Here is a 23,325-nt window from a genome sequence, read left to right as displayed (position 1 = left end):
CAGGCACAAGGTCATCCGACACCCGCACAACTCTGCCGCCACCGAGCCCGCCTGCCAAGACCATCCACCGGGCGCATTCTGAAATGACCAGTAAGAAGTCGAAGAAGAAGCGCTGTCGCTGCTCGGCAAGAGTCTCCCGAACAGGCCCAGCCCCGTACTCCGGCTCTTGCGCCTCAAGCTGCACATATTGATCACGACCACCGATGTACACGCGGCTTCCGCCACTCACGTGGATATCTCCGCGCACCGTGCCATAGTGCCCTTCGGGCACGTCTACTTGCTCGGTGGCGCGCTCACCGTTCCCGCGCCGCCCGGCCCGAGGAGGCTGATCCTCGCCAGTCGTCACGCCATCCCCCGCTCCACGTTCAACGCAACTTTGGCCAGAGTAGCGCCAGTCGGGCTCGCAGGACCTGGTTCACGACGATGCAGCTCCGTCTCAATAACCTTCGATAGTGAGACGACCCGCAGGACTCCGGGGCGTGTCCGTTTCGCCCCCACTCTTGCGTCGCAAAACCCGTCTCAAAAGATCCATCTCGCAACTAGCTTTCGAGACACCTTTATGAGACGGTCTCGATCATGACTACGAACACCACGTCGGCCGATCAGGTCGAGCGTCACGCCTGTCCGAAGTGCGAAGCCCCCGCCGGTAGCCCCTGTCGGACGGCAGCGGGCAAGGTGGCAGCGAACTACCACACGGGCCGCTTCGCCCTCGTGCCGTCTCTGAAGGCGGAACTCACCGTGAAGACCCCGGCCAACCGCGAACCGGGTAAGCGGTGGGTGCAAGGTGAGCCCGCGCCCGTGGTGGCCGAAGCCGTGCCGGGCCCAGCGATACGGCTGGGCTATGCCAGGTGCAGCACGGTTGGGCAGGAACTCCAGTCCCAGTTGGATCTACTCGCCCGAGCGAACTGCACCCGCGTCTTCTCGGAGAAGATCAGTACTCGTGTCAAAGAGCGGCCGGAACTAGAGAAGGCCCTCACCCTCGCGCGGGAGTTCAAGGCAGCCGCGCCGAACCAGCCCGTCATCCTCACCGTGGTGGAGATGAAGCGTCTTGCCCGCAACGCGGCAGAGCTCATGACGTTGGCGTCCACCATGCAAGCGGACGGCATCCAACTCGAACTCCTCTCCGGCCCCTTGCAGGGGGTGTACGACCCGAACGGGGCGGGGGCCATCGTGTTCGCCGTCCTGGCCGTGGCCGCCGAGGTGGAGCGGGAAGGCATCCGGGAGAAGACATTGGAGGGGCTGGACACTGCGGCCCGCAAGGGCAACCACGGTGGGCGCCCCTCCGTCGTGGACGACGACAAGCTTGCCGTAGCACGTGCCCGACACGCCAAGGGAGAAAGCGTCACCGCCATCGCCAAGGCGCTCGGGATCTCCCGGGCCACCTTGTACCGGCACATCGGTGAGAGCGCCTGAGGCAGACGCACCTGGACATGAGCAGGCCCCCGGCATCACGTCGGGGGGCGCTGTCATGCATGGCTCTGTGCGCCCGCCTGAGGGGACGAAACGACCCCCGGCCGGCCGACCCCTATCATGGGTGAGAGGGGCTAGCGCGGGGGCGCAGCGCAGGTCAGGGCCTGAACGCCCGGAGCGGGGTGAGTCAGGCGGACGCAGGCTCCGAGTCCGGAACGGAATCCGCGAGAGTCGCCATATGGTCGGCGACAGCCGGACGCTCATGCATCGCCAGGCTGCCGAGTGCGCCAAGGGCGAGCAGGTGAAGCAGGGCCCAGGTCGTGGCGAGCACCGTGCCGAGTCGGTCACGGTCCGGTGGTGCCGACATCAAGCCGCCTCCTTCACGGTCACGTGGTCGGCAGCCCACGCCAGAGCGGACGCGATGTGCTCGGGCAGGAGACCCACATGCGGGTCAGGCTCGATCAGCAGGGTCGGGTTACCGAACGCGGTACGGTCTGCCGCCCACTGGTGATCGAGATGGGTGAAGTCGTCGTCGATCCACACGGCCGGAGCGGTGGCCAGCCAGTCCGCGACGTGGTTGCGCTTCCACAGGTAGCCGTCGGGGTGGCTGGTCTTGATCGGCAGGTTGGGCAGCTCGATGTGCTCGAAGTCCGGCACGCCCACCAGCGGGGCGATGATGCGGCGGGCATCGTTCCGCCAGCTCGTGCACCACACGGGCCGGATTAGTCCGGTGTCGATCGCGTCGGTGATGAGCTTGCCGTGGTCCGGGTTGAGCCAGACATCGAATGGCTTGTCCACGTCGTCAGTGCTCACCGTGTGCCGGGGGTGGGTGGCCGGGGTGGCGCCGTCCGGCCCAGGGAACGGGATCAAGACGCCGTCTATGTCCAACAGCAGGAACGGGGTGTGGTGCATCGGTGCCTCCCGGGTTCGGTCGGGGGTCAGGGCTTCCGTGCGGTGATCAGAAGGGTGGTCGGCCAGCGAGCATCAGCCGGGGCGAACAGGTTGCTCACGCCCGTGATCAGGAGCCCGGCGCGGTTGAACGCACGCACCCATGCAGCCGGGTCGATGTCCCATCGGTCCACCGTGGCGGTCGTGCCGTCCGGCAGAGTCATCCGGTCACGGGTGCGAGGGCTGGCCGGGATGGTGCCGGTTCGCTGCGGGTGAGGCACGGAGAAGGCAAGCACGCCCTTGCGTTCGAGGCGGCGCGAGCAAGCGCTGAGCAGCTTCGCCGGTTCGCCCAGGCCGATGGCTCCGAACACCGAGACGATGGCGTCCAGGCGCTCGCCCTCGCGGGTGAGGTAGCCCAGCGCTCGCGAGTGGACGAACTCGGTTCCGTGGTGCCCGTAGTGGGCGACCGCCCGTTGGATCTGTCCCTTCGAGCGGTCCACTCCGGTGACCTTCGCGCCGATGCTGGTCAGGTGTGCGGCGTTGTTGCCGGGCCCACAGCCCAGTTCTACGACCCGTCGCCCGGCCAGGTCTTCGCCGAGGATCTCGGCGCCCGGCCCGATGCCGGGGCGTTGGGTCCACTCCATCCGGGCGGGCGGCTCAAGGGGGCGTAGCGGGCCCTTCGCCAGGCGCTGGGCAGCGTGGGCATCCCACGCATCCATCTCACGCCTCCAGCAGCCTGACGGCCGCGAGGAGGTGCTTGCGGACGACCTTGATGTACAGCGGGTCATCCTCGGGGTTGTTGATCCAGCGAAGCGCCTGCTCCATGAACCACTCACTCGCCCACACCCGATGCCAGCCCAACGCCCACCGTTCGGCGGGAAGGCCGCCGCGTTCGGCAAGCGCGTTCTTGTCACCACCAGCGTTCGCGTACGCCTCGATGAAGGCGCGCAGCCTCTTCGGGTCCGGGTCGCCGGTGGTGCCGTGCCAGGACGCAAGGTCGAACAGGCCGGGGCCGGTGAACGCACGGGCGAAGTCGAGCAGGCGCCAGCCGTCCTCGCCGATGTGAAGGCTGGTCGGGTGGAACTCGGAGTGCACCCAGCCGTACGGGCCCAGCTCGGCACCGGTGGCCCGCTTCTCTGCCGAGGCGGCAAGGCTGTCGAGCGCAAACGCCAGCTCGGCAGTTTCTTCGTCCCAGCGGCCGGCCTCACGAAGGCGGCGCAGGTGGCCGAGCGCGAGCTCGGGCAGGGCGGCAAGCGCGTCCTCGTCCATCTCTCGGAGCGACGGGGCAGCAGGTGCCTGGTGCAGAGCGACAGCGGCCACGATGCCATCCGCGTCCTGTGCCTCACGGGTCTCTTCGCCCAGGTCCTCGATGACCATGCCGAGGGTGCCGTCGCGGACGATGGAGCCGACGACTTTCGGCACGGGGACGCCGGACCGGTCGGCGGCTCGAAGGATCTCGTCCTCGGTGGCGAACGGTTCGACGGCGTACTTGTAGATCGCGGTGCGCATCTTCGGAGGGAAGCGCAAGCGCTCGACACCCGACATGTCCCACACCCGCATCTCCTCACGGGTGGGGAGCGGCTGGCCGGTGCGGGCGCAGATGTCGGCGAGGATGGCGGCGGTGAGCTTGCTGTCCATGGGGGCGGTTCCGTTCGTTCGTGGGTGGGTCAGGGGGCCAGGCCCGGGGCGACAGCGCGCTTGCCGCCCCGGGCCGTGGATCAACGTTGGGATCAGGCGGCGGTCACACGGTAGGAGTTGACCTGCTCGATCCACTCGGCCTTCATCTCGGCGAGCTCCTTGCCGAAGGTGGCCATCGAGGCGCCGTAGGGGGCGACGACGCCGCCGGTCTGGTCGGGCTTGGACTGGCAGCCGTGGACCAGCCGCCCGCCGAGCGCGGCATGGGCCTTGATGCCCTCGATCCGGCGGTGCTCGTTGAACCACCCGCCGTGGTAGACCTCATCCAGCATCTGGCCGCCCTCGTCGGAGAGGTCGAAGACCACGCCGGTCGCGGAGGGGAAGAACCAGCACGGGCCCACGTTGGAGATGTGGCCGTCGAGCTCGACCTTGTTCAAGGCCATGAAGGTGGCCGCCTCGCGGAGCATCTTTAGGTGCTCAGCGGTGATATCCGGCAGGCCGAGCGTGGCGAGGTGCTCGTCCCGGAACAGGTACGAGTACACCTGGTAGGCGATGGACAGGACCTCGCCTGCGTCGCTGGTCGAGCGGCCGTGGGCCTTCACGAACTCCAGCGCCATCTGCTCGACGGTGGCGGTCTCGGTCTCGTCCGCGCTCAGCAGGCCGTCCGTCACGGTCTGCCAGTCGATGACCAGCCAGGTGTTGGCCTCGAACCGGAAGAAGTACTCGGCCGGGTCGAGGGTGATCTTCTTGCCGTCCACGGTGATGCCGGGCAGGCGGTTCCAGCGCGGGTCGAACGCCTCGGGCAGTTCGACTGTGATCGTTGCAGTGTCGACGGTGGTCACCTGTGTCTCCGTTCCGGGTGGACTCAAGGCGGATCGCTAAGTGATCCGCGTTCGGTTCCTCAGTCGGTTGTTTCCTGGTCCTGCGCCGACCGGTCAGCCAGGGGCGACTGCCGTTCGGCAACGACTCCAAGAAAAGCGCTGGAAGGCTGTTCATCCCACGGCATCGATGGGGCAGTCTTGATGCACTTTCGTGCACGGGGCAGGGCGGCGCGGGTCACGGAGAGGGGCAGCCATGAGCATGGCCGAACGGCGCAAAGCTCTGGGCTACAGTCAGGAGCAACTGGCCGAGTTACTCGGAGTGGACCGCACGACTATCGGGCGTTGGGAGAGCGGCAGAAGCACCCCTCAGCCGCCCCAGCGACCGAGCTTGGCCGATGCCCTCGAAGTCAGCCTCACCGAGCTTGACGCCCTCCTGGCGCAGTCACGAGGAGTCAGTCATGAGATTCGAGGGCAGCAGTCCGATGACCATCCTGGCGCGGGAGACCCTGACGAAATGATTCGCCGCGAATTCCTCCGCATCCTCACCGTCAGTGGAGCGCTGACCGCCTTACCCCTCGGCGAGGCGGAAGCCCTTACGGACGGAGTACGCAGGGGCACGCCTGCCGACTTCACGCGGATGAACGACCACCTCTGGCAGGTCTACCAGCTAGCTCGCTCCAAGGGCTCCGTATACCCCATCGTCCGCGACCAGCTCTCGACACTGAACGAGGCCCTGGCGGACACCCGAGGCAACTCCCGCCCACTCCTGAACGCGGCAGCCGACCTCTTCCAGCTCGCCGGAGAAGTCGCCTTCGACGCCAACCGATACGCCGACGCGGCAGCGTCGTACTCCCTGGCGGCGTCCGTCAGCAAGGATGCTGGAGCCTTCGACCTGTGGGCGTGCGCCCTCGTGCGACACGCCTACGTGGACGTGTACGAGCACCGGTACGGGGAGGCGGCACAGATCCTAGGAGCGGCGGAGAAACTGGCCAGGCGGGGGGACAGCAACCTCGCCACCCGCCATTGGGTCGCAGCCGTCCAGGCCGAGGCGTACGCCGGCATTGGCGACCTGACCGCCTGTGAGCGCGCATTGGACGAGGCCGAGCGCGTGATGGAGCTGACCACGGACAGCACCAATGGGGGCTGGCTACGCTTCGACGGAACGCGTCTGGCCGAGGAGCGGGGAGCCCGCTACGTACAGCTTGGCCGCCTCGACCTGGCGGAAGAGACCCTGAAGAAGGCACTGGCCCAGACCGCCCTGGCCTCCGGGCAGTCGTACCGGCGCAGGGGCGCAGTCCTGACCGACCTTGCCGCCGTCGGGGCGAAGCGCCGTGACCCTGAACAGGTCGTCGCGTACGGACGGGAAGCCGTCCAGTTGGCCCAAGCATCATCGTCCGGGTACGTCGCCCGTAGACTCCGAGCCCTGTGCGATGAGTTCGGCCCCCTGAGCAGGGACCGCTGGGTAGCGGAGTTGGGGGCGGAGATCGCCACGTTGAGCACGTCGTGACGAGAGGGGATGGCATGTCGCAGGTCGAAGGCGCACGAGTGTTCCGGGAAGCCTGGATCGAAGGAGTGCACCGCCACTTCCCCGGGGAGCCGAAGCCCGGGTACGTCACCCCCTGGGAGGACACCCCGCAGTGGGAGCGCGAGGCCGCAGGCGCCGTCTACGAACAGGTCCGCCAGTTCATCCAGGTCAGTGACAGCAACACGTCCAAGCTGTCTCGGGAGCAGAAGGGCCGATTCGTCGCGACGTGCTGGACAGCGCAGATGTTCAAGCACTTCGAGAACCCCAAGCCGGGGTACGTCGCCGACTGGACGGACCTTCCGGCATGGCAGCAGGAGACGGACGCCGATATCTTCGAGGTCATCGAAAAGTCCTGATCAGACCCAGGGCCGGAGGGTTGGTCACGTGACCAACGCACGACCAACAGGGGCCCGAGAGGGCCTGAAACAGCAGGAAAGAACAGGAGAAACGCCCGCCGAAATCAAGCTTGTCGACGGGCGTTTCGCCAGGTCAGAGCGGTTGTGGGCTGGTGCCCGAGGTGAGAGTTCAAGTCCCCCCTCGGACACCAGCGAGAACCCCAGCTTCGGCTGGGGTTCTCTTGCGTTTCGCGGGGTGTGGGTGACCCACCGCGTGACCCACGGCCCGGCGAGCTCCCTCGCCGTTGTGCCGCGCGGCGGAGGAGCGCCCGAGACGGGCGCGCCATCACCCCGTCAGGCACTGACTTCGGAATGTGCCGGGATCGGCGGGCGGACACCGGTGAGGGCTTCTGCGCGGGCAACGAGGTGGGGCGCAAGATCGGGGTACCAGCCACGGGCTACGGCTTGCAGCATCTCCGCCAGGGCCGCGAGCTCCCCGGTGCGGCCGGCCGGGGTGTCGACGATCGGTGCGAACTCCTTGCGGATGCGCGCGGCGATGTCGGGAACCAGCAGGCTGTTGACGTGAAGGAGCCCCACGTCATAGCCGACGGGCACGGAGCCCCACCGTTCCCAGTCCAGCAGGGCCAAGGGCATGGCCGTGAGGTTGCCCCAGTGCAGGTCACCGTGACCGGTCACCCGTTCCACCTCGGCGGGGGCCGGAATGCCGAGGAACTGGGGGAAGGCGCGTTCGATCCACCCGTCCCGGACGGTCGTCTTCACTCCCTCCGTCACAGCGAGCAGCGCAAGGGCACGGCGTAGATCCGCCCACCACACCTCAGGCAACCCCGGGTCGTGGTCGATGTCGGCTCGGTCCGGGGACACCACGGATTGCGTGAGGTAGTCGAGGACTTCGGCCTCGAAGGCCCACTCTCCGTCAGTCCAGTCGTGCACCTCATACAAGCGCGGGCGCGGGACACCGTCCGGCACGAGCAGGGAGGCCCCTGCGATGCCCTCCCCCTGCTTCCTGCCCGCGTTCCTCTTCGCCGTCCGGCTCACCCGTAGCCACCGGTCACCCGCTCGGCGTCCGATGGTGACACCGAGGAAGCCCCACGCCGGCGGCCCCGTGCAGGCGAGGCCCAGCGCCTTGGCCGCCCGGTCGTGGGCGGCCTCCATCAGGGCCTGCACCTCCTCATTCACCGGCGAGTTCATCCGTCACTCTCCTGAGTTCCTGGGCCGTCAGAGGCACGGCCAGAGCTTTCGCCGCATCGTCCCAGTGATCACGGGTGCTCGCGGAAGTCAGGACGACATCAAGGCCGGGGCACGAGCCGGCGGCCAGCAGGGCAGCGGCTGCGGCCGACAAGCCGGGGCGGATGAGGTTCACCAGTTCGGGTGTCATGGGATCGAGGAGGGCGCCGCCGTGCAGGGGCGCGGAGCCGAACGTGATCAACCCCGCGTCCTTCGCCTGCACCAGTGGTCCGCCGCCGTTCAGGGCCTGTGTGATCGGGGCGTCCATGATCAGGCTGACGGGCATCTGCAACCCCGTGAAGTGGTGCTCGACGGAGCCAGCCGCCTGCCGGGCCAGCGTGAGCAGCTCGGGCACGCTGAATGCTCCGGAGGTCAGGCCCGACCAGCTGGCGACGCCGTACCCGCCGATCCTGCCCGAGTGGGCGAACTCCTCCAGCGCCGTGAAGGCTTCCCGCACACGCCAGTGCAGAGCCGCACGGTCAAGGCCCTGGCCATGGTGCTCCGGGTTGTGCACGAACACCAGGTCCACGCGGCCGAGCGTGGCCAACGAGCGCTCCGTCTGCCAGCGGACGAAGCCCCGCTCAAGGCTGTGCTTGTGGGCCGCTCCTTCCCGGGCGAGCCCGCCGTCAGCCACAGCGTTGCGGCCTTGCTCCTCCGTGAAGAACCCCGTCTTCGTGGCCACCCGAACGGTCGGATGCTCCCCGAGCACCGGCCGCAGCTCGTCATGCGCCCGACCGTGGGCGTAGTTGGGTGCCGTGTCCACCCAGGGGCTGCCGGCAGTCAGGGCGGTGCGTGCCGCCTGACTGACGGCACGCACGCGGTATGTCCCCAGGGAGAGCGCGGCGGTCACAGCGCCGTCCCCACGACTGCGACGGCATGGCCGTCGATGAGGACGGAGACCAGTTCGGCTACGTCCTTGACCTCCAGTCCGGCGGAGTCGGCCATCTCGCCGAGTGTGGTCGGCTGGTTGGTCAGCAGCGTGCCCAGTGCGGGAGCGGCGAACTCGGCGAAGTCCCACGCGGTACCGGCCGCCGAGAAGGTGACCGTGCCCTGTTCGCGATTCGCTGTCAGGCGACCCCTCGGAGCAGTGAGCTTGACCGTGATCTCCGACCGCGCGGGGAGCCCGTCCACGTACGGCAGGGACGGAATCGCGTGGCCCGGGTCGGTCGAGTCGATCGACCCCGCCCACCGTTCCACGAGGCGTGGGTCCGCCATCATGTCTGCCACCTCACGGCGTACGGCGTCGATGAAGTTCGACTGTTCCGTCAGTGCATCGAAGCGCGGAATGTCCCTGCGGAGCGCGAGGGACGCCCGGAGCTGGTCGACGACCCACAGCATCAGGTCAGCGCCCGTGTGCGGGACCATGCCGAACGTGAGGTGGAGGGATTCCGTCCCCAGGTCAGCGGTGACCGAGTGCCACCAGCCGCGCGGCAGGTAGAGCACGTCACCCGGGGACAGAACGAGTTCCGCCAACGGGTCGCCCTCCGGTTCCTCCGGCGACTCCACGTCCCGGAAGGTGGGCGCCTCACGGGTCGTCCCCCACAGGCGCCACCGCTTCGAGCCGTGCAGTTGGACCACCACCACGTCATGGTCGTCCCAGTGCCGGCCGAAGCCTTCCCGCTCGGTCCACGAGGCGTACACGTTGGCCTGCACGGAAGTCCCGAGGAAGCGAGCCAGCCCCTCCGCAGCCGCCCCCACGGCGGGGTGCATCTTCTCCACCGCATCGAGGACCAGCGACGCCCCGTCCCTGAGCTGGGCGTGGAAGTCGGACGGCTGGATGCGAGACCAAGTGACCGCGCGGCGGTTCGTGGTGGGGGTGGCGTAGCGGTGGAGCGGGACCATCTGGCCGTCGACGGACAGGCGCAGCCGGGGCGGCTCCAGTCGCTGTGTGGCGATGATCCGGTTCAGGTCGTCCCAGGAGAACAGGCCCGCCGTGTCGGCGGCGCCCGGGAAGTGTGCGTAGGAGCGGTGGTGCGTCCGGGCGAGGAACGTGTCCCCGCCCAGGCGCCCCGCCCACGAGGCTGCATCAAGCAACGTGGGCGCTCCCGTCAGTCGTTGCCGTCGGAACGGCCACTGCTGACGTCCGACTCCTGCTCGGCACGAGTGCGCGCGGCCACGATCTTCCGCTTCGCGACGAGCAGACCACCCCCCTCGGGGGCCACCGAACCGGTGTTCCCTTCCGTCATCGGACTTACCTCTCTCTTCTCGGGGACTCCCGCCGGGATTCCGGCAGAAAGCAAAGGGACAGCGACGAGCGCGGCGGACGCCGGGCCGGGTGACGGCGGGCGCCCGTGCACCGAGGGCACCCGCACGGCGGGTACTTGGTCGGTGAACCCAAGATCACCGTGTTGCGCGGGTCCACCTGCACCGTGCGTACCGGGCCGTACGTCCGGCCCCCGTCGTATGACGCCCGGACAGTCATGCGCCTGCCGTCGCGGTTTCTCTTTTCGTCTCGCTCGGTCGCCGCCATGGAGGAAATCATTGACCCGGAAAGTGACGACTGTGTAGTTCTTTCCCGTCATGGACTAAAGATCATGAACGGCAGGCGGTAGACCACTCCGCCAACAGGGCTCGCGCTTCGTCCCCGAACAGCGCATAGCTCTCCAGTGTGGAGAACAGCTCCACATGCATTTCGATGTCTCTTGGATCTCTCAGGACCACGACACCGGTCGTGTTCTCCACAGTGGCCAACGTGGTGTCGTAGACGGTAAAGGTATCCATCGGAGCCATGGGCTTGTACCCCGCGATAGGGATGATGCCCAGCTTCACGTTTGTAAGGTGGGTCAGTGAGGCCAGCCGGTCGATCTGCATCGCCATCGCGGCCGGGGGCAGGAGCGGCCATCTCGCAGCCTGCTCCGTGAGAATGAAAGTGAACCGCTTCTTCGCGTCGTAAAGAACCTCCTGCCGCTCCAGCTTCCTCGCAATCGTCTTAGTGACATCGGCCGGAGAATGGGCAAGGCTCGCCCGGATGTACTCAGGGGTGGACAGTAGCCCTGTAATCATCGAGAGCAGGAAAAAGCGGAACTCCGTGGACGAGGATTCAAGAGCGGCAAGTTCAGTCTGCTTTTTATCCAGGCCCCTACGTCGCAGCGAGCGCAAGTCTTGCCATTCGGTGTTGGCCAGCCTCGCAAGGGCGATGATCTCCTCGATGACCTCGGGCGGAGCCACGACAGCCCGAAGGATCCTCTCCAGGTCCAGCAGGCTTGGCAGGACTTTCCCATTTTCGATCCGACTAATCTTCGATTGGGACATGTTGCAACGCCGAGCGAGCCGGTCCCCAGTGAGGCCGGCTCGCTTGCGTAGCTCTTTCAGCAGGGCCGCCAGTTCTTGTTTAGGCTGCCCCAACTGCTCAGGATCGAACGTCACCCGCTCACGTACTCCAGAAATGGAACCGACTCGGCAACGGCAATCCGCTTCCACTGCCGGTACGGCTCCGGATCACCCTCGTACAGCTCCCGGTTTATCTGCGTCCCGTCCGCCCGGTAGTTCATCAGGACCACCTTGGACTCATCGAACATCCAGAAATCCTGATCCGGAAGTCCCGGGTTCTCCCGGTCGGTGAGATCGAGGATGCGGATATCCTCGCCCACCTTCATGTGATGCCGGTAGTAATACTCGAACTCGAACCGGAGGTAGTCCGAGAGCGGGCGGGTCACGATGTGCACCCTGCCGACGCTCTTTCCTTCCGAGGTCCATTGCCGAACCTCGTCCATCCAGGCCGACGTGTAATCGTCGGGGGATGTCTCCCCGGCGAGAAAGCGCTTCAGCTTCTCCGCTTCCTGGGGCATGGTGTAGACGGGCAGCGTTTCCAGCCGCCACGCCTCACGCTCCATGGAATCGAAACAGTCGTTCCACGCGTCACCATCCAAGTGCACGGAACGCCTCCCTGAGAACCGCCTCCGGGATTTCCACGAGCCCTTCACCAGCGGGCGGGGTGAAGGCGTCGGACACGTCGCCCTGCACCACGAACGATCCGGTCGCCGTGCGATACACGTTCGGGCAGTCCTTCTCTCCGCACTCACCGTTGCCGTTGCCTGTGAGCCGGGTTAATGCCGAACGTTCGGACATGCCAAACCCCCCTTGCTCCGGCCCTGTTTGGGCCGCCTGCCCAACGACAGTAGAGGGGGTGGCCCTACGCGTCTATGCACGACCGCGACTATGCGTGTCCTTGCATAAACAGGTCCCGACCACCCCGGCCCAACTCCGCTCCGACATGGATGGAGGGGATTCGGCCACCACCTTTCCCGTTGCCGGGCTGATGATGTGAACGCAGCGGGCGGTCCTGCGGGCACAGGTGACCGCCTACCGGCCCGAGCCTCGCGGGGCCGTCAAACCGGGCATCCCGCCCGTACGTGGTGAGGAGCACTCGGAAGCGTGCAGAACAGCCGGGTATCATAGGGGAGCAGCCGGACCCCTTGTGACCAGTGTTTTCGCAGGTCAGAAGCGCACGGGGCCGGTGTTCGAGCAGGGTGTACGCCCCTCGGGCGCCGGTGAGGACCCCAGCCTTTGCTGGGGTTTTTCTGTGTCGGGGAGGCGGTGTGCCCCACGGGCGCCCCGCGGCCCGGAGATATTGCCGTTTGACCGGGGCGGACATCGGCCGCGCCGGAAGCAGCTTTCGTGCTGCGCGCTCCCAGAGATCCACGAGGCATGAACGTTTCCCGCACTGATCGCACCACCACAGCCATGCCCGCCGCGGCGCCCGGCGGCCGAGCCACCCGGGTGGGTGTGCTGGTCGCCGCCCTGCTGACCGCCTGCATCGCCTTCCAGCTCAACGCCAGCATGCTCAGCCCCGCGCTGAAGAGCATCGAGGACAGCCTCGGCGCCGACTCGGCCGAGATCGGGCTCACCCAGACCGCCTTCTTCACGTCCGCGGCCCTGTTCTCGCTCTTCCTCCCGCGCCTCGGGGACGTCATCGGGCGCCGCAAGGTGCTCGCCGGGATGCTGGCGCTCATGGCGGTCGGCTGTGTGGTCGCCGCGCTGGCGACCAGCGTGCCCATGCTCTTCGTCGGCCGGATCATCCAGGGTGTGTCCGGCCCGACCGTCCCGCTGTGTCTGATCATGCTGCGGGTGGAGGTCACCGAGCCGAAGCGGTACGGCACCCTGCTGGGTGTGATCACCGCGGTCAACGGCGGCATCGCCGGTATCGACTCCCTCGCGGGCGGATTCCTCGCCGACAACCACGGCTTCGAGGCGGTCTTCTGGTCGATGGCCGTCGTGGCGGTCCTCGCCACCGTCCTCGTCGCCACCCTGACCCCGGAGACCAAGGTCCCCGCCGCGAGCCGGATGGACTGGCCGGGGGTCGGCCTCCTGGTCGTCTCGGTCGGGTCGCTGCTGATCGCGCTGAACGAGGCCGGCAAGCTCGGCGCCGCGAACTGGTTCCTGATCGCCGCCCTCACCGTCCTCGCCGCGGCCGCCTTCGCCCTGTTCTGGCGGACCGAGGACCGCACCCCCCACCCCCTGGTCGCCACCCGGCACCTGCGCCGGCGCGCCACCTGGGCGACCCTGCTGACCACCGTGCTCACCATGACGGGTGTGTTCGCCGTCATGAACGGGCTGATCCCGGCCTTCGCCCAGGACGCGCAGGCCGGCCTCGGCATGAGCGCGGAGCAATCCGCCTGGTGGACCCTGACTCCGTACGCCCTCGCCGGCCTGGCCATGGGGCCGGTCGCCGGGCGGCTCGCCGCGACCTTCGGGTACGGGCGCGTCCTGCGGCTGGGCCTCGTCGGGGCCGCGGCCTCCGTCGTGCTGATGATCCTGACGATGCCCGCCCACTCGCGCCCGCTGCTGCTGGTGGCGTCCGTCCTCGTGGGAATCACCTACGCGGGTGTGGCGAACATCGTGCTGAACGGGCTGGGCATCGTCCTGTCGCCGGGCGAGAACCCGGGCTTCCTGCCCGGCCTCAACGCGGGCGCGTTCAACCTCGGCGCCGGCCTCAGCTTCGCCCTCCTCTACGCGGTCAAGACCGCGACGGTGCCCTCGGACGCCTCCTCGGCCACGGGGTACACCTCCGGCATGATCGCGGGAGTGGTCATCCTGGCCGCTGCCATCGGTACGTCCTTCCTGATCCCGAAGCCGGTGGCGGCGGAGGCGCAGGGCTGACGGCCGGCTGACTTCAGCGACGCGAGGCCCGGGGATCTCCCCGGGCCTCGCGTCGTTCCGCCCGCCCGGGAGTCCCTGCCTGCCACCCCGCCGCCGGCGATGGGCGCGCCCCCTTCACCGCGGGGAACCGACCGGTGCGCCGCCCGGTTCTTCCCAGGGGCGGCGAGCGGTGGCAAGATGACCGGTCCCGGTCGGCTCTTGCGCAGGGCGCAACAGGCCGGAAGCGGGTGAGCCCCTTACCAGTGTTTCCGTCTGGTAAACGTGTGGATCATCTCAGTCGCCCCGGGGGCGACATGCCACCCATGGGCGCCATGTCCGACGGAAGTAACTGGACACTGCAACCAGTGGTCTTCTACCGTCCAGGATCGCTCCCTCTTCTCCCCCTCCTCGTCCCGGTCCCGGGAACGAGCCTCGGGCGCCGGCAGGCGCCGTCCGGACTCCGGCTCCGGCATTCCGCCGGCCCGGGAGCGTCGGCCACCCCGCGTGGCCCCGTCCATGATCACGGCAATCCCGTCACTCTGGAGGGCCCGTTGAGCAGTGAATCCCCCACCGACACCCCGAGCTGGATCCGGGTGTTCCACCCCGCACCGGACGCGCGGATCCGCCTGGTGTGCTGTCCCTACCTCGGCGCTTCGGCCACGGCCTTCTCCGGCTTGTCGGCCCGCTTTCCCCCCGACCTCGAAGTGCTCTCGGTGCAGTACCCCGGGCGCCAGGGCAACCGAACGGAGCCCCCGGTCGACGACGTGATGGTGCTCGCCGAGCGGATCCGCGACGAGCTGCGCGCCTGGTCCGACAAGCCCCTGGCCGTCTTCGGGCACAGCATGGGCGCGGCCGTGGCCTACGAAGTGGCCCGCGGTCTCGACCGTCAAGGCGCCCCGCCGGTAAGGCTGTTCGTGTCCGGCAGGCCGTCGCCGTCCGCGGGCCTGGGCCTGACGCTGGAGAGCGACGAAGCGCTGGCCGAGGAGGTCCGCAAGCTGGGCGGCGTCTCCCCGAAGCTGCTGGGGCGGCCCGCGTTCCGGGAGATGATCCTCTCCGTCGCGCGCAACGACTACCGGGCGAACGCCTCCTACACCCGCCCGCCCGGGGACGCCCTCAGCTGTCCGGTCACCTTCCTGCTCTCCGACGCCGACCCCTATGTCGGGCCGGACGCGGCCCTCGCCTGGAAGTCGCACACGACCGGAGACTTCAGGATCGCGGAGTTCCCCGGCGACCACTTCTTCTGGGCCGCCCGCCCGGAGGGGCTCGTCGCCGAGATCACGGCGGACCTCGCGCGGGACGCCGCCTGAGGGCGCCGACGCACGGTCCCGGACACATTGATGCCACCGGTACATGACCGATGACGGGGTGACACCACAATGAACGGAACGGAACCAGCCAGCACCCACCTCTCCTCCCCGGGCGCGACGAGCCCGGACGGCGACCCTCTGTTACCCCCCGCCCGCGGTGCCGACGAACTGGCGCTGCGGCTCTACGCCTGGTCCCTGCGCCGCAGCGGTCTGCACGTCGACCAGGCCGCCCAGGAGTTCGGGGCACCGCGCCCCGAGATCGAGCGCGCCCTGCGCCTGCTGGAAGAGCTCAGGCTCATCGACGTCGACGCGTCCGGGGAGGTGTTCGCCGGCGCGAGCCCCAGCGCGGCGCACATGGCGCTCGTGGCCCCCATCGAGGAGCAGATCCGTGAACGGCAGGGCGAGCTCGCCGCCCTCCACCGCCGGCTCCAGGACTTTTCCGACGTCTTCGCCGCCGTGCGGCGCGCCCGGGTACGGCACGAGACGGTCGTCGTCGTGCCGGGCGACGAACAGCTCCGGGTGCGCCTGGCCGACGCCGCCCGGCAGTGCTCGTCCGAACTGCTCGTCATGCAGTCCGGACCCGCCGACAGTACAGAACTGTTGGCCCGTCATATCTGGCCGGTCGCCGCGCAGTTGCTGAGGCGGGGCGTGCGCGTGCGCACCCTCCATCAGCACACCGCCCGCACCGACACGGACACCCGCTCCCGCATTCACGAGCTCATGGCCGCCGGTGCCGCCTGCCGCACCTCCGACGCCCTCTTCGGCCACTTGGCCGTCTTCGACTGGAAGGTCGCGATGGCGGCGCCGAATCCGCCGGGGGAGGCCGGGGCGGAGACGGCCGTGATCTACGACCCCACCGTGGTGGGCCTCCTGCGCCGCCTGCACGACCACGCCTGGCACGCGGGCGTGGAGTTCGACCACGGCGCGATCCGTTACGGCGAGACCCTGGACGCCGTGAAGTCCACCATCCTCAGGCTGCTCGCCACCGGCATGAAGGACGAGGTCATCGCGCGCCGACTGGGCATGGCACCCCGGACCTTCCGCCGGCACCTCGCCGGCATCATGGACGAACTGGGCGTGGAGAGCCGCTTCCAGGCGGGCATCGTCGCCGCTCGCGCCGGGCTGCTGGAGCTCGACCGAAGCGAGCGCCGCCCCGACCCCGCCCCCCCGGCGCGTGACGAGCGGTCCGGCGGCACGCGCCCGGGGCGGGCCCTGGCCTCCCTGCTCCGGTAGGCCGCGAGGCCGTCTCCGCTTCTGCCCGGGGCCGGAGGGACCGGCCCCGGGCAGCGCCTCCATCAGCTCTGCGCCACGTACGCGCGCGGCTCGTCGCCCGCCGCCGTCCCGCCCGGGGCGTCCGGCCGGCGGTGCGACATCCGGTGCCCCAGCTCGGAGACGAGCAGGGCGACCACGGCCAGCCCGGCCGCGATCAGCGGCAGGACGTCGGCGCCGGCCCAGCTGATGCCCACCGCGCCGACGACCCCGGAGAGGGAGATGGCCAGGTACAGGATCGCGGCGTTCAGGGAGACGAGTACCGAGGCGGACTCCGGGTTGAGGGTGATCAGACGGTGCTGCTGAGGCGTGGTGATGGCGAAGGCGGCGACGCCGTAGACGACGATCATGCCCAGCGCCGTGGCGTAATGACCCGTCGTCAGCGGGAAGATGACGAGGCTGACGGTCAGCCACAGCAGCGCGACCGCCACCACGCCCCGGCCGCCCAGCCGGTCGGCGAGCGCGCCGGCGCCCAGGTTGCCGAGGGTTCCGATCACCCCGAGCGTGAACATCAGGATCGCCAGCTTGTCGCCGCTGCCGCCGGTGGCGGGCTCGAACACGGCGGCGATGTAGGTGTACGGGATGTAGATGGCGGTGAAGCCGATCAAGGTGGTGGCCAGGATGGCCAGCACCCTGCGGTCCTTGAGCGGCGCCAGGCGCTGCTTCAGGCCCTCCGGGGCCGGCGCTGAGACCCGGGCGGGCACCAGGGCCCGCACGCCGATCAGCCCGAGGACGGCCAGCGCGGCGACGAACCACATCGTCGCCCGCCAGCCCAGGTACCCGCCCACGGCGGTGCCGATGGGCGCGCCCAGGGCGGTCGCCGCGGTGAACCCCGTGGTCACGGCCGCGATGGCGCGGCCTTGCCGGCCGGGCGGCACCAGGGCCGCGGCGGTGACCGCGGCCGTCGGCACGAACAGCCCCGCGCCCACGGCCGCGACCATCTGCGCCAGCAGCACCGTGACGAAGGTCGGGGCGAGCGCGGTGGCCACATTGCCCACCAGGTAGACGGCGACGGCGGACATCAGCACGCCGCGGCGCTGCCGCGTCGCGGTGGCCGTCGCCAGGATCGGGGCGAGGAGCGCGCAGGTCAGCGCGAAGACCGTGACCACCTGGCCGGCCGTGCCGATGGAGACGCCGAGGTCGTCGCCGAGTTCCGGGAGGACGCCGGCGAGCACGAACTCGTCCGTGCCGATGGCGAAGGTGGCGAACCCGAGGACGGGGACGGCCCAGCGCGTGGCGCGGGTCGCGGAGGCTTCCTCGGGCGAGGTCTTCGATACGTCCGACGAGGTCTTCGATAAGGGGGTGCCCTGGGGGGCTGTGCCGGGGGAGTCGCTGTCCATATCCGTCCAGTCGTAGATCTCAAGAGGGCCCGGGCGACGCGCCGTACGGGGGAGGGGAGGGCTCCGGCGCGGGCGGGAGGGGCGTCGGTACCGACGCCCCTCCCCTCATTCGGTACCGATCGATACCGTTCCCGCGAGACGGTACCGATCGTTTCTGTTTCGCGTCAAGGTCGACTACCGTGTTCCCATGCCCACTCACGCTCGCGACCGGCTGCTCCAGGCCGCTCAGGAACTCTTCTTCGCGGAGGGGATCCGCGCCGTCGGTGTCGAACGCCTGCTGAGCGTCTCGGGCGTGGGGCGCGCCTCGTTCTACCGGCACTTCGCGAGCAAGGACGAGCTGGTCACCGCGGTGCTCAAGGGGCGGGACGCGAGCTGGCGGGAGTGGCTGGCGGGGGCCGTGGCGGCCCGGGGCAACGACCCGCTGGCCGTCTTCGACGCCCTCGCCGCGGAGTCCGGCGACGGGGACTTCCGCGGCTGTGCGTTCATCAACGCCGTATCGGAGATCGCGGACGCCGACAGCCCCGTCCGGCGCATCGCGGCCGAGCACAAACGGGCCGTCACCGACTTCATCGCGGGGCTGCTCGCCGCCGCCGGACACCGCGAAAGCCGGGCGCTCGCCGGGCAGTTCGTCCTGCTGATGGACGGGGCGACCGTCACCGCGGCGCGCGAACGCAGCACGGAACCGCTCCTGCGGGCCAAGGAGATCGCCCGCGCGCTGCTCGGGTGAGGCCGCCCGGGCGGAGCCGGGGGTGTCAGCCGCGCGCCGGCTTCGCCTTCAGGACGGCGTCGAGGAGTCCGGGGAAGCGCCGCTCCAGATCGTCCCGCCGCAGCCTGCTGAAGCGGGCGGTGCCGTCGATGCGGGTGGCCACCAGGCCGCTCTCCCGCAGGGCCCGCAGGTGGTGCGAGACGGTCGACGGCTTGACCGGCAGGTCGAGCGTGCTGCACGACCCCTCGCCGGCGGAGTCGAGCAGCCGCACGATCTGCAGCCGCACCGGATCGGCCAGGGCCTGCAGGATCCCCCCGATCTCAAGGTCCGCGAGGTCGGGCTCGGGTAGCCAGGCGTAGCGCCGCTCGTCCATTCCAACCTCCGATGAGTATCAACTCTTATGATAAGCATGGAACGTTGCTACGATGGCGATCGCAATAATCGATGCGCATCGGGTTACTTGGGGCCGTGGCCGCGTCGCCTTCTCCCCGCGGGGCCGTCCGCCCCGCCGGCCGTCTCTCCGGGCCCCGCCTCTCAACTCCCTCTGACACGCACCTCATGCGACAAGGAGTCACCATGTGTGGAATCGCCGGCTGGGTGGATTTCGAGCGCGACCTCCGCGACGACCCCAGGACACTGGCCGCCATGACCGCGACCATGTCCTGCCGGGGGCCGGACGACGAGGGCACGTGGACGGACGAGCACGCCGCCCTCGGCCACCGCCGGCTCTCCGTCATCGACCTGGAGGGCGGTCGCCAGCCCATGGTCGCCGAGGAGGACGGCCGCGAACTGGCCTGTCTCACCTACAGCGGTGAGATCTACAACTTCCGCGAGTTACGCGCGGAGTTGGCCTCCCGCGGCCACCGCTTCCGCACCCGCAGCGACACCGAGGTCCTGCTCCGGGGCTACCTGGAGTGGGGCGAGTCCGTCGTCGACCGCCTCAACGGCATGTTCGCCTTCGCCCTGTGGGACGTCCGCAGCCAGGAGCTGTTCCTGATACGCGACCGGATGGGCGTGAAGCCCCTCTACTACTTCCCGCTGCCGCACGGCGTGCTGTTCGGCTCCGAACCGAAGGCCATCCTGGCCCACCCCGACGTCCCCCGCCGCCTCGACGCCGACGGACTGCGCGAGGTCCTGGAGATGGTCAAGACGCCCGAGCAGGCCGTCTTCTCCGGCATGTACGAGGTGCGGCCCGGCCACGTGGTGCGCGTGCGCCGCGGCGGCCTGACCAAGCGCTGCTACTGGGCCCTGGAGGCCCGTGAGCACACCGACGACCTCGACACCACCATCAGCACGGTACGGGGCCTGCTGGAGGACATCGTCGAACGGCAGCTCATCTCCGACGTGCCGCTGTGCTCCCTGCTGTCGGGCGGACTGGACTCCTCGGCCATCACCGCACTGGCCGCCAAGGGCCTGGCCGCCCAGGGGGCCGGCCCGGTGCGGTCCTTCTCCGTCGACTTCGCCACGCACGGCAAGGAGTTCGTGGTCGACCACCTCCGCGGCACCGCCGACGCGCCCTTCGTCCGTGACCTCGCCGCACATGTCGGCGCGGACCACAGCGAGATCGTCCTGGAGAGCGCGGAAATGGCCGACCCCGCCCTGCGGGCCGCCGTGCTGCGCGCAGTGGACCTGCCGCCCGCCTACTGGGGTGACATGTGGCCGTCCCTCTACCGGCTCTTCCAGGCCGTGCGCGAGCGCTCCACGGTCGCCCTCTCCGGAGAGTCGGCCGACGAGGTATTCGGCGGCTATCGCTGGTTCTTCGACCCCGAGGCGGTGGAGGGCGACGTCTTCCCCTGGCTCGCCTCCGCGACCCGGGCCTTCTTCGACGACAAGACGCTCTTCGACCAGGGCCTGCTGCAGAAGCTCAACATGCCCGACTTCCTGCGGGGCAGCTTCGCGCAGGCGATGGGGGAGTCCCCCACACTGGCCGGCGAGAGCGCCACCGACCGCCGGATGCGGCAGCTCAGCTACGTCAACCTCACCCGCTTCGTCCAGGCCCTGCTCGACCGCAAGGACCGGATGAGCATGGCGGTGGGCCTTGAAGTGCGGGTCCCCTTCTGCGACCACAGGCTGGTCGACTACGTCTTCAACGTGCCGTGGGAGATGAAGACCTTCGACGGCCGCGAGAAGAGCCTGCTGCGCGCCGCCACGGCCGACCTGCTGCCCGCCTCCATCGTGGAGCGGTCCAAGAGCCCCTACCCCACCACCCAGGACCCCGAGTACGACCGGGCCCTGCGCAAGGGCCTGGCCGACGTGCTGGCCGACCCGGCCTCCCCGGTGCTGCCGCTCCTCGACGGGCCCGCGACCCGCCGCCTCCTGGGCCGCGAGGTCGGGGACACCAGCCCGCAGCAGAGCCGGACGGGCATCGAGCTGGCCCTCGGCCTGAACTCCTGGCTGAGCGCGTACGACGTCACGCTGGACATGTGACGGCACCGCGCCGGGGCCGCCCCGGGCCGGGAGAGCCGCTCCCGGCCCGGGGCGGCCGGCGCCGTCACCACCCGCACCCACCGGTCCCGGTGAGCGCCCGCCACCAGGACCCCGGAGCCGAAGGACGACCCCATGACCCGTTTCGCCCGCATCGCCTACACCGAGACGGTGCGCAGGCTTCAGGAGGAGAACGGCAGCGCCCTCGCGGGGCAGCGCCAGCTCCGCGACGGCGACGCCCCGGACCCGCTGGGGCCCGACGAGAGGGAGTTCATCTCCGGGCGTGACGGCTTCTACATGGCCAGCGTGAGCGAAACCGGCTGGCCGTACATGCAGTACCGCGGGGGGCCTCCGGGCTTCCTCCACGTGCTGGACCGCCACACCGTGGCCTACGCCGACGTGCGCGGCAACCGCCAGTACATCTCCGCCGGCAATCTGCGCGGCAACGACCGGGTGGCCCTGTTCTTCATGGACTACGCGCGCCGGGCCCGGCTCAAGCTCTACGGGCACGCGTCGGTGCGCGACCCGGAACAGGAGCCCGCGCTGGCCGCGCGGCTGACCGCGAACGGCACCGACGGCCGCGTGGAGCGGCTGGTCGTCATCAGGGTCGAGGGCCTCAACTGGAACTGCCCCCAGCACATCACCCCGCGGTACACCGAGCGGGAGCTGGCGGCGGTCCGCGACCACATCGCCCGGCTGGAAGAGGAGAACGCGGCCCTGCGGGCCCGCCTCGCCGGCCGGGACGAACCCCCCGCCGGGGGCTGACCCGCCGGCCCCCTAGGATCACTCAGCTCACTCAGATCAGTCCGGCGATCCCGGCGGCGACGCCGGCCGCCGTGGGGGCACCGGGGCGGGAGGCGTCGGCCGGCACCGCGACCGCGGCCGCGATGACGAGCCCCTGCTTGTGGGTGATGGACACCGTGATCGCGCCCATGCCGAGGTCCCGGGCCCGCCGTGCGGCCGCCCCGCTCAGCCGCACGTACGGCGCTCCTCCGGCAGCGCGCAGCACCGCCACCTGACGAGGCGTCACCCCCGCCCCCACCCCGGTGCCGAGAGCCTTGAGCGAGGCTTCCTTTGCCGCGAAGCGGCCGGTGAGGAACTCCCGGGCACGCGGTGTGCCGAACGTGCCGGCGACGGCCAGCTCCTCCGGCGCGTAGGTGTACGCGCGAAACCACGGGCGGTCCAGCAGGCGGGCGAGCTCGTCGGCGTGGAGAACGTCGATCCCCAGCCACACGGTCAGCGCCCGGCCCGGAGCACGGCGAGGTGGCTGGTGCCGGTCAGCGGGTCGGTGTCGCACAGGACGACGGCGGAGTACTCCTCCCGCCAGGCGCGCCAGTGCCGGGCCAGGGCCAGCCACACGCTCGTGCAGTACGTGCCGCGGGCGGTGCGGTGGACGTGCGGGCCCGTGCCGGCGGTCCCCTCCGGCACCCAGGGGCCGGTGACGACGAGGGTGCCCCCGGGGTCCGCCGCGGTCAGTTCCGCCACGCGAGCACCCGGCGGCACGCCCGGCGGCAGGCTCTCGACCCCGCCCAGCGCGGGCCCGTCGCCGGTGCCGAGGAGCAGCAGGACGCCGGAGTCGGTCAGGGGCGTGTCGTGCGCGAGCGCGAAGTGCACGGGCAGCGTCGCCTGTTCCAGCACCGCCACGACGGCCCGGGTGCTGCGGCCGCTTCTCTGGTAGGCGGCGACGACGCGCAGCGCGGTGAAGGGAGCGGCCAGGCCCTGCTGGGAGATGCCCACCGCGGTCGCCCCGGAGCCCAGCAGCAGATCAAGGTGCGGGGCGACCGCGGTGAAGGGGTGCAGGTCCGGCAGGGCGTGGGCCAGCACGATCAGATCCGGGCGGCAGTCCTTGATGCCGTCCGCGGCGGCCAGGTGGTCGACCAGGTCGCGGTGGCTGACGTTCGTCCCGCCCCGCAGCAGCGATTCGTCGACGGCCGCGCCGAAGGGCCCGGCGAGGTCGTGGTGGAAGGAGAGGACGAAGGGGTCGCCGCTGTAGGGGTTGGGGGGCGGTGACACCACGCAGGCGGCGGCCTGGAGGGCGGTCATGGTCTGCTCCTTCACGCTTCGGTGGCGCCGGCCGGGGCGCTCGCCGCCGGCCGGCCCTCCAGGCGGCTCGCGAGCGACCCCACCGACGTGAAGTCGTCCATGTCGAGTTCTTCCGGGTCGATATCGATGCCGATGTGATCCTCCAGGGACACCAGCAGTTCCAGGACGGAGGTGGAGTCCAGGAAGAGGTCCTCGAAGAACCGGGTGTCCTCGGTGATCGGTGGCACGTCCCGTTCCAGCACCTCGGCGAGCGCCGTTTCGATGGCGGACAGCAGTTTCTGACGATCCATGGAGCTGCT

The 23,325-nt window shown here is 69.7% G+C and carries 26 protein-coding genes; 9 read left to right on the top strand and 17 right to left on the bottom strand.

Annotated elements, in window-relative coordinates:
- On the bottom strand, window positions 1-346 hold a 346-nt coding region (locus ABZ951_RS25330), incomplete at its 3' end, for a hypothetical protein (protein ID WP_361280753.1).
- Between the two features lie 230 nt (window positions 347-576).
- Between ABZ951_RS25330 and ABZ951_RS25325 the strand changes: the two genes are divergently transcribed.
- Window positions 577-1,413 carry a recombinase family protein gene (locus ABZ951_RS25325; RefSeq protein ID WP_344094954.1) on the top strand — a complete coding sequence of 279 codons (837 nt, stop codon included), beginning with the start codon at window positions 577-579 and terminating at the stop codon, window positions 1,411-1,413.
- A gap of 363 nt (window positions 1,414-1,776) precedes the next feature.
- On the opposite strand, the gene ABZ951_RS25320 is transcribed toward ABZ951_RS25325, so the two are convergent.
- The 4 genes from ABZ951_RS25320 to ABZ951_RS25305 all read right to left on the bottom strand — a co-directional run bounded on the left by ABZ951_RS25320 (window position 1,777) and on the right by ABZ951_RS25305 (window position 4,775).
- Window positions 1,777-2,322, bottom strand: coding sequence for an HAD domain-containing protein (locus ABZ951_RS25320; protein WP_344094952.1), 546 nt, complete (start codon window positions 2,320-2,322; stop codon window positions 1,777-1,779).
- Between the two features lie 26 nt (window positions 2,323-2,348).
- Entirely contained in the window at window positions 2,349-3,017 is a 669-nt protein-coding gene (locus ABZ951_RS25315; RefSeq protein ID WP_344094951.1) for a class I SAM-dependent methyltransferase, read from the bottom strand.
- Window position 3,018: 1 nt separating this feature from the next.
- Entirely contained in the window at window positions 3,019-3,936 is a 918-nt protein-coding gene (locus ABZ951_RS25310) for an aminoglycoside phosphotransferase family protein (protein WP_344094949.1), read from the bottom strand.
- 92 nt (window positions 3,937-4,028) lie between these two features.
- A complete protein-coding gene (locus ABZ951_RS25305; protein WP_344094947.1) occupies window positions 4,029-4,775 on the bottom strand; it encodes a hypothetical protein in 747 nt (248 codons plus the stop codon).
- A gap of 232 nt (window positions 4,776-5,007) precedes the next feature.
- On the opposite strand from ABZ951_RS25305, the gene ABZ951_RS25300 reads away from it, so the two are divergent.
- Window positions 5,008-6,261, top strand: a complete 1,254-nt coding sequence (locus tag ABZ951_RS25300; RefSeq protein WP_344094945.1) for a helix-turn-helix transcriptional regulator — start codon at window positions 5,008-5,010, stop codon at window positions 6,259-6,261.
- Window positions 6,262-6,275: 14 nt separating this feature from the next.
- Window positions 6,276-6,635, top strand: coding sequence for a hypothetical protein (locus ABZ951_RS25295; RefSeq protein ID WP_344094943.1), 360 nt, complete (start codon window positions 6,276-6,278; stop codon window positions 6,633-6,635).
- Window positions 6,636-6,968: 333 nt separating this feature from the next.
- On the opposite strand, the gene ABZ951_RS25290 is transcribed toward ABZ951_RS25295, so the two are convergent.
- From ABZ951_RS25290 to ABZ951_RS25260, 7 genes are all read right to left on the bottom strand, one after another.
- Window positions 6,969-7,823, bottom strand: a complete 855-nt coding sequence (locus ABZ951_RS25290) for a hypothetical protein (RefSeq protein ID WP_344094941.1) — start codon at window positions 7,821-7,823, stop codon at window positions 6,969-6,971.
- On the bottom strand, window positions 7,804-8,709 hold the full coding sequence (locus tag ABZ951_RS25285; protein ID WP_344094939.1) for an aldo/keto reductase: 906 nt from the start codon (window positions 8,707-8,709) through the stop codon (window positions 7,804-7,806). The genes ABZ951_RS25290 and ABZ951_RS25285 overlap by 20 nt, the downstream gene beginning before the upstream one ends.
- The gene (locus ABZ951_RS25280; protein WP_344094937.1) at window positions 8,706-9,893 is read right to left on the bottom strand and encodes a cupin domain-containing protein; all 1,188 of its coding nucleotides are present in this window, start codon (window positions 9,891-9,893) and stop codon (window positions 8,706-8,708) included. Before ABZ951_RS25280 ends, ABZ951_RS25285 begins: the two co-directional genes overlap by 4 nt.
- A gap of 14 nt (window positions 9,894-9,907) precedes the next feature.
- Window positions 9,908-10,045: a hypothetical protein gene (locus ABZ951_RS25275; protein ID WP_344094935.1), complete on the bottom strand. Its 138-nt coding sequence runs from the start codon at window positions 10,043-10,045 to the stop codon at window positions 9,908-9,910.
- Window positions 10,046-10,391: 346 nt separating this feature from the next.
- Window positions 10,392-11,225, bottom strand: coding sequence for a helix-turn-helix transcriptional regulator (locus ABZ951_RS25270; protein WP_344094933.1), 834 nt, complete (start codon window positions 11,223-11,225; stop codon window positions 10,392-10,394).
- Complete coding sequence (locus ABZ951_RS25265; RefSeq protein WP_344094931.1) at window positions 11,222-11,734, bottom strand: DUF6879 family protein; 513 nt, start codon at window positions 11,732-11,734, stop codon at window positions 11,222-11,224. The genes ABZ951_RS25270 and ABZ951_RS25265 overlap by 4 nt, the downstream gene beginning before the upstream one ends.
- Window positions 11,718-11,927 carry a hypothetical protein gene (locus ABZ951_RS25260; RefSeq protein ID WP_344094929.1) on the bottom strand — a complete coding sequence of 70 codons (210 nt, stop codon included), beginning with the start codon at window positions 11,925-11,927 and terminating at the stop codon, window positions 11,718-11,720. The genes ABZ951_RS25265 and ABZ951_RS25260 overlap by 17 nt, the downstream gene beginning before the upstream one ends.
- A 615-nt stretch (window positions 11,928-12,542) precedes the next feature.
- Between ABZ951_RS25260 and ABZ951_RS25255 the strand changes: the two genes are divergently transcribed.
- The 3 genes from ABZ951_RS25255 to ABZ951_RS25245 all read left to right on the top strand — a co-directional run bounded on the left by ABZ951_RS25255 (window position 12,543) and on the right by ABZ951_RS25245 (window position 16,477).
- Window positions 12,543-13,958, top strand: coding sequence for an MFS transporter (locus ABZ951_RS25255; RefSeq protein ID WP_344094958.1), 1,416 nt, complete (start codon window positions 12,543-12,545; stop codon window positions 13,956-13,958).
- 530 nt (window positions 13,959-14,488) lie between these two features.
- Window positions 14,489-15,244 (top strand): alpha/beta fold hydrolase, encoded by a 756-nt coding sequence (locus ABZ951_RS25250; protein WP_344094927.1) that lies wholly within the window; start codon window positions 14,489-14,491, stop codon window positions 15,242-15,244.
- A gap of 69 nt (window positions 15,245-15,313) precedes the next feature.
- Window positions 15,314-16,477 carry a LuxR C-terminal-related transcriptional regulator gene (locus ABZ951_RS25245; protein ID WP_344094925.1) on the top strand — a complete coding sequence of 388 codons (1,164 nt, stop codon included), beginning with the start codon at window positions 15,314-15,316 and terminating at the stop codon, window positions 16,475-16,477.
- A gap of 62 nt (window positions 16,478-16,539) precedes the next feature.
- Here the strand turns inward: ABZ951_RS25245 and ABZ951_RS25240 are convergent, their stop codons facing one another.
- Complete coding sequence (locus ABZ951_RS25240) at window positions 16,540-17,853, bottom strand: MFS transporter (RefSeq protein WP_344094923.1); 1,314 nt, start codon at window positions 17,851-17,853, stop codon at window positions 16,540-16,542.
- A gap of 187 nt (window positions 17,854-18,040) precedes the next feature.
- Here ABZ951_RS25240 and ABZ951_RS25235 point away from each other — a divergent pair, with 187 nt between their 5' ends.
- Window positions 18,041-18,580: a TetR/AcrR family transcriptional regulator gene (locus ABZ951_RS25235; RefSeq protein WP_344094921.1), complete on the top strand. Its 540-nt coding sequence runs from the start codon at window positions 18,041-18,043 to the stop codon at window positions 18,578-18,580.
- A 25-nt stretch (window positions 18,581-18,605) separates the two neighbouring features.
- Here ABZ951_RS25235 and ABZ951_RS25230 read toward each other — a convergent pair whose 3' ends face one another.
- Window positions 18,606-18,932, bottom strand: a complete 327-nt coding sequence (locus tag ABZ951_RS25230; RefSeq protein ID WP_344094919.1) for a metalloregulator ArsR/SmtB family transcription factor — start codon at window positions 18,930-18,932, stop codon at window positions 18,606-18,608.
- Between the two features lie 203 nt (window positions 18,933-19,135).
- On the opposite strand from ABZ951_RS25230, the gene asnB reads away from it, so the two are divergent.
- Window positions 19,136-20,986 carry an asparagine synthase (glutamine-hydrolyzing) gene (asnB, locus tag ABZ951_RS25225; protein WP_344094917.1) on the top strand — a complete coding sequence of 617 codons (1,851 nt, stop codon included), beginning with the start codon at window positions 19,136-19,138 and terminating at the stop codon, window positions 20,984-20,986.
- Window positions 20,987-21,118: 132 nt separating this feature from the next.
- A complete protein-coding gene (locus ABZ951_RS25220; protein WP_344094915.1) occupies window positions 21,119-21,748 on the top strand; it encodes a pyridoxamine 5'-phosphate oxidase family protein in 630 nt (209 codons plus the stop codon).
- Window positions 21,749-21,779: 31 nt separating this feature from the next.
- Here ABZ951_RS25220 and ABZ951_RS25215 read toward each other — a convergent pair whose 3' ends face one another.
- The 3 genes from ABZ951_RS25215 to ABZ951_RS25205 are packed head-to-tail and all read right to left on the bottom strand — an operon-like array spanning window position 21,780 to window position 23,316.
- Complete coding sequence (locus tag ABZ951_RS25215) at window positions 21,780-22,217, bottom strand: 4'-phosphopantetheinyl transferase superfamily protein (protein ID WP_344094913.1); 438 nt, start codon at window positions 22,215-22,217, stop codon at window positions 21,780-21,782.
- Window positions 22,218-22,219: 2 nt separating this feature from the next.
- Window positions 22,220-23,026 carry a hypothetical protein gene (locus tag ABZ951_RS25210; RefSeq protein WP_344094911.1) on the bottom strand — a complete coding sequence of 269 codons (807 nt, stop codon included), beginning with the start codon at window positions 23,024-23,026 and terminating at the stop codon, window positions 22,220-22,222.
- Between the two features lie 11 nt (window positions 23,027-23,037).
- Window positions 23,038-23,316: an acyl carrier protein gene (locus ABZ951_RS25205; protein WP_344094909.1), complete on the bottom strand. Its 279-nt coding sequence runs from the start codon at window positions 23,314-23,316 to the stop codon at window positions 23,038-23,040.
- Window positions 23,317-23,325 lie beyond the last annotated feature (9 nt).

The organism is Streptomyces sp. NPDC046215, from assembly GCF_040646215.1.
Taxonomy (GTDB): domain Bacteria; phylum Actinomycetota; class Actinomycetes; order Streptomycetales; family Streptomycetaceae; genus Streptomyces; species Streptomyces stramineus.
The sequence above is the reverse complement of the archived record's forward strand: the minus strand, read 5'-3'. Positions and strand labels throughout refer to the sequence as shown.